This is a genomic window from Wenzhouxiangella sp. YN1 (assembly GCF_056324145.1).
The window spans coordinates 32,806-42,377 of record NZ_JBJNIO010000152.1; the positions used below are offsets into that span (position 1 = coordinate 32,806).

The 9,572-nt window shown below is 64.9% G+C and carries 7 protein-coding genes; 1 reads left to right on the top strand and 6 read right to left on the bottom strand.

What is annotated here, in order from left to right:
• The first annotated feature begins 280 nt into the window (after positions 1 to 280).
• Complete coding sequence (parC, locus tag ACEWQZ_RS09845; RefSeq protein ID WP_476482925.1) at positions 281 to 2,530, top strand: DNA topoisomerase IV subunit A; 2,250 nt, start codon at positions 281 to 283, stop codon at positions 2,528 to 2,530.
• 9 nt (positions 2,531 to 2,539) lie between these two features.
• Here parC and ACEWQZ_RS09850 read toward each other — a convergent pair whose 3' ends face one another.
• The 6 genes from ACEWQZ_RS09850 to ACEWQZ_RS09875 form a co-directional block, all read right to left on the bottom strand.
• Positions 2,540 to 3,406 (bottom strand): DUF3014 domain-containing protein, encoded by an 867-nt coding sequence (locus tag ACEWQZ_RS09850; protein WP_476482919.1) that lies wholly within the window; start codon positions 3,404 to 3,406, stop codon positions 2,540 to 2,542.
• A 102-nt stretch (positions 3,407 to 3,508) separates the two neighbouring features.
• On the bottom strand, positions 3,509 to 4,171 hold the full coding sequence (locus tag ACEWQZ_RS09855; RefSeq protein ID WP_476482920.1) for a class I SAM-dependent methyltransferase: 663 nt from the start codon (positions 4,169 to 4,171) through the stop codon (positions 3,509 to 3,511).
• A gap of 164 nt (positions 4,172 to 4,335) precedes the next feature.
• Complete coding sequence (locus tag ACEWQZ_RS09860; protein ID WP_476482921.1) at positions 4,336 to 4,722, bottom strand: 3D domain-containing protein; 387 nt, start codon at positions 4,720 to 4,722, stop codon at positions 4,336 to 4,338.
• A 75-nt stretch (positions 4,723 to 4,797) separates the two neighbouring features.
• Positions 4,798 to 6,774 carry an acetyl/propionyl/methylcrotonyl-CoA carboxylase subunit alpha gene (locus ACEWQZ_RS09865; RefSeq protein WP_476482922.1) on the bottom strand — a complete coding sequence of 659 codons (1,977 nt, stop codon included), beginning with the start codon at positions 6,772 to 6,774 and terminating at the stop codon, positions 4,798 to 4,800.
• A gap of 167 nt (positions 6,775 to 6,941) precedes the next feature.
• On the bottom strand, positions 6,942 to 7,736 hold the full coding sequence (locus ACEWQZ_RS09870; protein WP_476482923.1) for an enoyl-CoA hydratase-related protein: 795 nt from the start codon (positions 7,734 to 7,736) through the stop codon (positions 6,942 to 6,944).
• Between the two features lie 55 nt (positions 7,737 to 7,791).
• Positions 7,792 to 9,399: a carboxyl transferase domain-containing protein gene (locus ACEWQZ_RS09875; RefSeq protein ID WP_476482924.1), complete on the bottom strand. Its 1,608-nt coding sequence runs from the start codon at positions 9,397 to 9,399 to the stop codon at positions 7,792 to 7,794.
• Positions 9,400 to 9,572: the final 173 nt, after the last annotated feature.

Consider the following 9,572-nt stretch of genomic DNA (forward strand, 5'->3'; position numbering starts at 1 on the left):
CGGCCGCAGCAAAGCGAAGAGCCGGGACCTTCCCAATGAGGCAGAGCGCCCGATCGGAGTCACTCAAAACAACGCGAAGTACCGGGACCTGCCCGACAACGCCGAGCGCGCAATCTTCAGGCGCTGAAGGCGAAGCCAGGCGCCGCACCTGTCAAGGAGCGGCGCCATGGTCACTGCGCCAGCCTCGCTGCCCACTGCCGGGCGCTTGAGCCTGGCAGGATGGACACGGCGGGCGCATGACTGTGACAAGACGGCCCGTCATCGGCGACAATTCCCCGCCATGAGCGACATCAAACCTGTTTCCGGCGATTTTGAACAGCAACCCTTGCGCACCTACGCCGAGCGCGCCTATCTCGACTACGCCATGTACGTGGTGCTCGACCGCGCCCTGCCGCACGTCGGCGATGGTCTCAAGCCCGTGCAGCGGCGCATCGTCTATGCCATGAGCGAGCTGGGGCTTTCCGCGGCCTCCAAGCACAAGAAGTCCGCGCGCACGGTCGGCGATGTGATCGGCAAGTTCCACCCGCACGGCGATTCGGCCTGTTACGAGGCCATGGTGCTGATGGCTCAGCCGTTTTCGTACCGCTATCCGCTGGTCGACGGGCAGGGCAACTTCGGTTCGGCCGACGACCCCAAGTCGTTTGCCGCCATGCGCTATACCGAGTCGCGGCTGGCACCGTATGCCAGAACCCTGCTGGCCGAGCTGGGGCAGGGCACGGTCGAGTGGGCGCCCAACTTCGACGGCACGCTCAAGGAGCCGACGCTGCTGCCGGCCAGATTGCCCAACGTGCTGCTCAACGGCGGGCAGGGCATTGCCGTGGGCATGGCCACCGACATCCCGCCGCACAACCTCAACGAGGTTGTATCGGCCTGTATCCGCCTGCTGGAGGCGCCGAAGAAAACGACGGTCGCCGAGCTATGCGAGCACATTCCCGCGCCGGACTTTCCCGGCGGGCCCGAGATCGTCAGCTCGCGCGAGGATCTGCTGGCGCTCTACGAGAGCGGCTCGGGCGGCATTCGCCAGCGCGCGAAGTGGGAGAAGGAAGGCGAGGAGATCATCATCACCGCGCTGCCCCACCAGGTTTCGCCGGCCAAGGTGCTCGAGCAGATTGCCGGGCAGATGCAGGCCAAAAAACTGCCCTGGGTTACCGACTTGCGCGACGAATCCGACCACGAGCACCCCACCCGCCTGGTGATCGTGCCGCGCTCCAACCGCGTCGATATCGAGCAGCTGATGGACCACCTGTTCGCGACCACCGATCTGGAAAAGAGTGCGCGCATGAACCTCAACGTCATCGGTCTCGACGGTCGGCCGGGCGTGCGCAACCTCAAGGATCTGCTCATCGAGTGGCTGGCCTTCCGCCGCCAGACGGTGACCCGGCGGCTTGAATTCCGCCTCGATCAGGTTGTCGATCGTCTGCATATTCTTGACGGCCTGCTGATCGCCTATCTCAATATCGACGAGGTGATCCAGATCATCCGCACCGAAGACGAGCCCAAACCGGTGCTGATGACGCGCTTCGAGCTGACCGGGACGCAGGCGGAAGCCATTCTCGAGCTGAAACTGCGCCATCTGGCGAAGCTCGAGGAGATGAAGATCAACGGCGAGAAGGACGAGCTCGAGGCCGAGCGCCAGCAGATCGAGGCCATTCTCGGCTCGCCGAGGAGGCTCACCCGCCTGATCCGCGACGAGCTGCTTGAAGATGCGGAAAAATACGGCGACGAGCGCCGCTCACAGCTGGTCGAGCGCGCCGCCGCCCAGGCGCTGAAGGAAACCGACCTGGTGCCGTCCGAGCCGGTGACCGTGGTGTTGAGTGAAAACGGCTGGGTACGCGCGGCCAAGGGCCATGACATCAAGCCCGAGGAGCTCAACTACCGCGCCGGCGACGCCTGCCTGGCCGCTGCCCGCGGCCGCAGCACGCAAACGGCCTGTTTCCTCGATTCCAGTGGCCGCAGCTATTCCCTGATCGCGCACGAGCTGCCGTCGGCGCGCAGCCTGGGCGAGCCGCTGACCGGGCGATTCAGCCCGAAACCGGATGCCGTTTTCAAGAGCGTGGCCCTGGGCGCGCCGGAAGATCGCGTGCTGCTGGCCTCGGACGCCGGCTACGGCTTCATCACCCGGCTTGAGAACCTGCACACCCGCCAGAAGGCCGGCAAGCAGATGCTCACCGTGCCGGCCGGCTCTGGCGTGTTGCCGATTGCGCCGTTTACCGAAGATGATGAAGCCGTCATCGTCTGCGCTACCAACGAAGGCTATCTGCTGGCTTATTACCTCACCGAGCTGCCCGAGCTGAGCAAGGGCAAGGGCAACAAGCTCATCAATATTCCGGCGAAGGCGAGCAAGGCTGGCGAAAAAATGGCCGGCGCGATCGTCATCGCCGCCGGCGAGGACTGTCTGGTCTGGGCGGGGCAGCGCTACCTGCGCATGAGCTGGGCCGACACCGAAAACTACTGGGGCGAGCGCGCCCAGCGCGGCAGAAAGCTGCCCAGAGGCTTTCAGAAGATCAGCCGGCTGACTCTCGCTGAGTGATACCGGCGCCTATGTGCCGGGCGTGCTTTCCGTGATGCTGGTCTTGAACTCTCGCAGCCAGCGTTTGATCGTTGCGGCGTGTCGCGGCCCCGTGCGGATCAGAAGCTTTCGCCCCCAGGACTGATCCTGCAGCGATTGATCAGCAAAGCGCAGATGGCCCTCCCAGGGTACGACCTCGATCGGCAGCTCGACTTCCGGCGTGGCCAGCAGGTGGTCGATGATATCGATCAGCCGATCGTTGAAATAGGGTTCGGTCTCGCCCAGCTCCTGCCAGGCCTGCTGGAAGAGCGGGTGGTAGCGGGCGTAAACGGCCGCGGCCTGTGCCGGCGGCACCGACCCGAGTGCGGCAACATGGTCGGCATAGCGTTGGGCGTTGGCCTCCGTCCAGAGCCGCGTTTTGCTGTCCTTGCGCTTGTTGACCACGGGCGCTGTGGTCACCGGGCTGACGGGCCAGCTTTCGAGTGCTGGTGCCTGGCCATCGAGGCTGTTGACCATAGCCACGGTTCGGGGAATGACGAATTCCGGCTTGATCCACTGGCGCGCAAGCGAGCCGTCAAACAGGTTGGCAATGGCCTCGAGTGCGCTGGCGTCGCTGTCGTCCAGTTCCGGAAGCGGGGGCAGTGGCTCGTGGTCCGGTTCGAGCTTGTCGGCCGGCAGCGCGGGTTGCTCCTGCGCTGGTTGTCGGGGCGTCTTGTCGGCAGTGCCGGCCGACGACGGCGGCGCTCCGGGCTGTGGATAGCGCGGCTCTGGCGGTGCGGTTCGGGGCAGGGAGCTCGCGTCGGGTTGCGGCGCGAGCTCCGCCTGACGCCGTTGCTCCATCCACCACAGTCCGCCGACCAGTATCAGTACGATGATGACGCTGACGATCCACCGCATGGAAAATTCCCGATCCGAGCCTACAGCTTCAGACCGTCTGGTCGGCGTCGGGTTCGCGGCCTGGCGCCCGCTGGGAAGAGCGCGGCCCTGGCCGTGGCCGCCTCAGCGTCGCAACAGCCGCGCCACTCGCTCGCGCAATGTCGGGCGTTGCCGGAGCCATTTGCGGTTGTAGCCCTGCTTCCACCAGTCGTCGCCGAGCGGGTTGAACATCTCGTGCCGAGTGCGCTGGAAGAAAGCGGTGTTGCCCACACAGCGCTGCAGATCGAACATGTCGTCTGCGCACAGGAAGTCGTGCAGCCAGCGAACGGTGGGGATGTGGATGTCGTCGACGACCAGCAGCCCGCCGGCGGCCATCTGCGGATAGAAGTAGTAGTACTCCATCTGCGGAAACGGAAAGCCGTGCGGGCCATCGATGATGACCAGATCGAGCGGGTGCCTGAACTCATGGCGCGGCAGCGTCGACTGCGTCGGGCCCGGCTGGAAGGACACGACGTCGGGCTTGAGCAGCTCGCTGTCGCGAACGTTTATGTAGCTCCGGCAGGGTGTCTTCTCACCGTAGTGCGAGAGGGTAAAGACGCTGTGATCCGAGCTCAGCCAGGACATCGCCAGCGTCGAGACGCCGCATCCGGTCTCGGCCGAGTGGCGGATCGGGCGTGCTTTCGCCTGATCGATCAGGTAATCGAGCGCGTCTGGATCGAAGATGCCCGCCTCGTGAAAGTCGTCGTCCAGCGCACGGATGCGCTGGAGTGCTTCGGATCGTGTCATCGGGTTGTCGTTCCGGCTTCTGGTCTTGTGTCGATTCAGACAGCTGCATGAATAACACGAAGGGCAGGAGAGGGCACGAAGATCGCGCATGATTCGCTCTTTTCCTTGTCCGCTTCGTACCCTGCCTCGCGACTTTCGTGTTGCGCTATTGTTTTGGGCAGGCGCTACTCGTCGTCGACGTTCCAGTGAATCGTGACCTCGCGCTGGCCCCAGTTTCTGGCTCGTTTGACGTCGGTGCCCATGAAGATATCGATCTTCTTGCGCCAGCGCTTGTTCATCTTGTCGCGCACGATGTAGGTGCCCTCCAGGCCTTCGATGCGCACTTCGGTGCCGTGGTCGAGGCCGCGTCTGATCAGATCTCGCGAGACGGCAATTGCCTTCATGCCCGGCTCGAGCTGATCGCCCCAGGCAGCCAGCCCGATGTTGCCCTTCTTGGTTTCAATCTCGCGCAGGGTATAGGCGCTGGCAGATACTTCCATCGAGTGCTCCGCCTGGCAGGCGGCGGGCAGGGTCAGCAACCATGCCACGCTGGCGAGCGCGAACTTGTGCATGCCGATCTCTCTCTACTTTCGCGAGCCTCGAGAACCCGGTGTCCTCAGGCCCTGGCAAAGCCGCGCCAAGACGGGCTAGGAGTCCGTCGCCGGGTCGATGGCGAGCAGCAAAGTGTCGGCTTCGACAATATCTTCTGCTGCCACAGCCATGGCGGCGATTTCGCCGTTTATCGGTGCCTTGATGGTCAGTTCCATCTTCATCGCTTCCATGATCATCAGGGTGTCGCCCGCGGCGACTGTCTGACCGGCTTTGGCGCGGATTTCGAGGATCTTGCCCGGCATCGGCGCCAGCAGACGACCGTCGCTGGCGCTGCTGTCGACAGCCGCCTCGAAGCGCGCATGGCGGCTGACCGGCCAGCGACGGTTGTCGAGACAGACTTCCAGCCCGTGGTCACCGACAAGGTGTAACTGCAAGCGGCGCCCCTGCCCGTTGAGCGTGAGGTTGAACTCGCTGGCGGTGAGCTGGCGCACGCGCGTGGGCGTAATCTCGCCGTCGATATGCAGTTGGTAGTCGCCGCCAAAGCCGGTGGCCTCCACGGTCATGCGCTGGCCGGCAGCCTCGATGTCCAGCGTGCGCGTGGCGGTGTCACCCAGGCGCCAGCTGTCGCAGGTGTCCCAGGGCGTCTGCCCGGTCGCGGCCGCTTCCTGCTGCAGCAGCCAGTATCCGGCGGCCGCGGCGAAGACCTCGCGCGGTGGCTCGCCGGCCGCCAGGATCGATGCCAGATCGCGGTCAAGCAGGCCGGTGTCGACGGCGGCATCCGCAAAGACCCTGGAGCCGGCCAGAGCCTGCAGAAAGCCGAGATTGGTCGTGGGGCCGGCGACAAAGCTGGCGGCCAGCGCCTGGTTGAGCCGTGCCAGGCAGGCTTCGCGGCTGGCGTCATGAACAACGAGCTTGGCGATCATCGGGTCGTAGTGCATGCTGACCTCGTCGCCGGTTTCCACGCCCGAATCGATGCGCACCCAGCCGGATTCGGGCAGCGCCAGCGCCTCGATGCGTCCGGTCGAGGGCACGAAGCCCTGATCGGGGTCCTCGGCATAGATGCGCGCTTCCATGGCGTGGCCCTGCGCGCTTATGTCGTCTTGCGCCAGCGGCAGCGCCTGACCGGCGGCGACGCGCAGCTGCCACTCAACCAGATCGAGGCCGGTGATGCATTCGGTGACCGGATGCTCGACCTGCAGGCGGGTATTCATCTCCAGAAAGAAGAAGTCGTCGCCGTCGACCAGAAATTCCACCGTGCCGGCGCCGACGTAGTCGACCGCCTCGGCGGCGCGAACCGCAGCTTGCAGCAGGTTCCGGCGAACCTTGTCGCTGAGGTCGGCGGCCGGGGCCTCCTCGATGATTTTCTGGTGCCGACGCTGGCTGGAACAATCGCGCTCGAACAGGTGGACGGTGTTGCCGTGCGCGTCGGCAAAGATCTGCGCTTCGATATGACGCGGCCTGGGCAGATAGCGTTCGAGGATCATGCGCTCGTCACCGAAGGCCCCCGAGGCCTCGCGCCGGGCGGCCGTCAGCGCCTCGGCGAAGTCATCGGCCGAATGCACCACGCGCATGCCCTTGCCGCCGCCGCCGGCTGCAGCCTTGAGCATCAGTGGATAGCCGACGCGCTCGGCTTCGGAGGCGAGCGTGTCGTCGCTCTGATCTTCGTCGTGATAGCCGGGGATCAGCGGCACGCCGGCGGCCGCCATCTTTTCCTTGGCCGCGGCCTTGGAGCCCATCAGCTCCATGGTTTCGGGCGAGGGGCCGATCAGCGTCAGGCCGGCCTGGCCCACAGCGCGGGCGAAGTCCGCGTTTTCAGCCAGAAAGCCGTAGCCGGGGTGAATGGCTTGTGCACCCGCATCCCTGGCGGCGGCGATGATGCGCTCACCATCGAGATACGACTCGCGCGCCGGCGCCGCGCCAATATGCACGGCCCGGTCGGCCAGCCGCACGTGGCGGGCACCGGCGTCGGCGTCGGAATGGACGGCCACGGTTTCCACGCCAAGACGGCGGCAGGTGGCGATGATGCGGCAGGCAATTTCGCCGCGGTTGGCAATGAGGATGGTCTTGAACATGATCAATTAAACCCTGTAACCACGGGAGGGCCGGGAAGACGCGGAAAAATGGATACAGCCTTTTGAATATCGGCGTCCGAGGGAAGTCGGAGGCCTCGATTCGAGTGCGTCAGGCGCTGTTGTTGTTCATTCCGTGTCATTCCGTGATTTCCGTGGTCCTTTGTTTTTCAGGAGTCGCCCGTTACCCAGGACGGCTTGCGTTTTTCGAGGAAGGCGCTGAGGCCTTCCTGGCCTTCGGCGGAGACGCGTAGGGCGGCGATCAGTTCGGAGGTGCGGCGATCGGTCTCGGGCGCCTCAAGGCGGCCGCCTGCGAGCGCCTGAATCAGCTCTTTGCAGTGGGCCTGGGCGTGCGGGCCACCGGCCAGCAGCAGGGCGACCAGGTCGTTGATGTGGCCATCAAGCTGCCCGGGGGGCACGGTGTCGCTGACCAGGCCGATATGTACCGCGCGTTCGGCGTCGATACGCTCGCCGGTGAGCATGTAATGGCGGGCGTTGTTGACACCGATGCGCGGGAGGACAAACGGTGCGATAGTGGCCGGCGCCAGGCCGAGCCTGACCTCGGTGAGCCCGAATTTCGCGGTCTCCAATGCCACGGCCAGATCGCAGCAGGCGATCAGCCCGACGCCGCCACCGAAGGCATGGCCGTTGACCCGCGCGATGGTCGGGCAGGGCATCCGGTCGAGCTTGCGCAGCATCGCGGCCAGACGCCTGGCGTCGTCGCGGTTTTCCGACTCGGTAGCCTCGGCCATGGCGCGCATCCAGTTGAGGTCCGCGCCGGCGGAAAAGCTGTGGCCCTCGCCGGTCAGAATCATCACCCTGGCATCCTTGCCGGCGACCTTGTCGAACGTCTCCGACAGCCCGGCAACGAGCTCGGCGTTGAAGGCGTTGTGCACCTCCGGTCGGTTGAGCGTCACTGTGGCGACGCCGCGGTTGTCAATATCGAGTTTCAGTAGTTCAGTCATGGCAGAAATTCAAAGTCAAGATCGAAAGTGTTCATCTGTGGAGAGAATTGCTTTTTTACATCCTGAATACGCCGAAGCGCTCGCGCTCGATCGGGGCGTTGGCCGAGGCGGCGATGGCCAGTCCAAGCACGCGACGGGTGTCGATGGGATCGATGATGCCGTCGTCCCACAGGCGCGCGCTGGCGTAGTAGGGGTGGCCCTGTTGTTCATACTCGTCGCGGATGGGAGCCTTGAACTGCTCTTCCTCATCCTCTGGCCAGGTTTCGCCGCGTGCCTCCAGTGAGTCGCGCTTGATCGTGGCCAGTACGCTGGCGGCCTGTTCACCGCCCATCACCGAGATGCGCGCGTTGGGCCACATCCACAAAAAGCGCGGCTGGTAGGCGCGGCCGCACATGGCGTAGTTGCCGGCACCGAAGGATCCGCCGATGACAACCGTGAACTTGGGCACGTGCGAGCAGGCCACGGCGGTCACCATCTTGGCGCCGTCGCGGGCGATACCCGATTGCTCGTATTTCTTGCCGACCATGAAGCCGGTGATGTTCTGCAGGAACACCAGCGGGATGTTGCGCTGATTGCAAAGCTGAATGAAGTGCGCGCCCTTCTGGGCCGATTCTGAAAACAGGATGCCGTTGTTGGCGACGATGCCGATGGTGTAGCCGTGAATGCGCGCGAAGCCGCAGACCAGGGTGGTGCCGTAGCGCGCCTTGAATTCGTCGAACACCGAACCGTCGACGATGCGGGCGATGATTTCGCGGACATCGAAAGGGTGGCGCGTGTCGTCGGGCAGAATGCCGTAGATGTCCGCGGCCGGCCACGCCGGTTCTTGCGGCGTCGTGCTCGGCCCAAAGGCCGGGGCCGGGCGATTGAGGTTGCCGACCAGGTCGCGGGCGATGGCCAGGGCGTGGGTGTCGTTTTCGGCAAAGTGGTCGGCCACCCCCGACAGGCGCGTGTGCACGTCGGCGCCGCCCAGGGTCTCGGCGTCGACTTCTTCGCCGGTAGCGGCCTTGACCAGGGGTGGCCCGCCGAGAAAGATCGTGCCTTGTTCCCTGACGATCACTGCCTCGTCGCACATGGCCGGCACGTAGGCGCCGCCGGCGGTGCACGATCCCATGACCACCGCGATCTGCGGAATGTTCTTCGCCGACAGTCGGGCCTGGTTGTAGAAAATGCGGCCAAAGTGGTCGCGGTCGGGAAAGACCTCGTCCTGCAGCGGCAGGAAGGCGCCGCCGGAGTCGACCAGGTAGATGCACGCCAGGTGGTTTTCCAGCGCGATTTCCTGGGCCCGCAGGTGCTTTTTGACCGTCATCGGATAGTAGGTGCCGCCTTTTACGGTGGCGTCGTTGGCCACGATCATGCATTCGCTGCCGTTGACTCGACCGATCCCGGCGATCATGCCGGCGCCCGGCGCGGCATCTTCGTACAGGCCGTCGGCAGCCAGCGGGGCCACTTCCAGAAACGGGCTGCCCGGATCGAGCAGCGTGCGAACGCGCTCACGCGGCAGCAGCTTGCCCCGGTCTTCATGCCTCTGGCGCGATCTTTCAGGCCCGCCCAGGGCGGTGCGCTCCAGTTTCTTGCGCAGCTCGTCGGCCAGCTGACGGTGGTGCCGGTCGCGCTCGACAAAGTCGGCGTCCTTGCGGTTGACTTGACTGTCCAGACGGGACATGTGGGCTCCGTTTTGTCAAAGCGTTTTATTGTAGCCTGCTGGTTGGCTGGTTGGCTGGTTGGCTGGTTGGCTGGTTGGCTGGTTGGCTGGTTGGCTGGTTGGCTGGTTGGCTGGTTGGCTGGTTGGCTGGTTGGCTGGTTGGCTGGTTGGCTGGTTGGCTGGTTGGCTGGTTG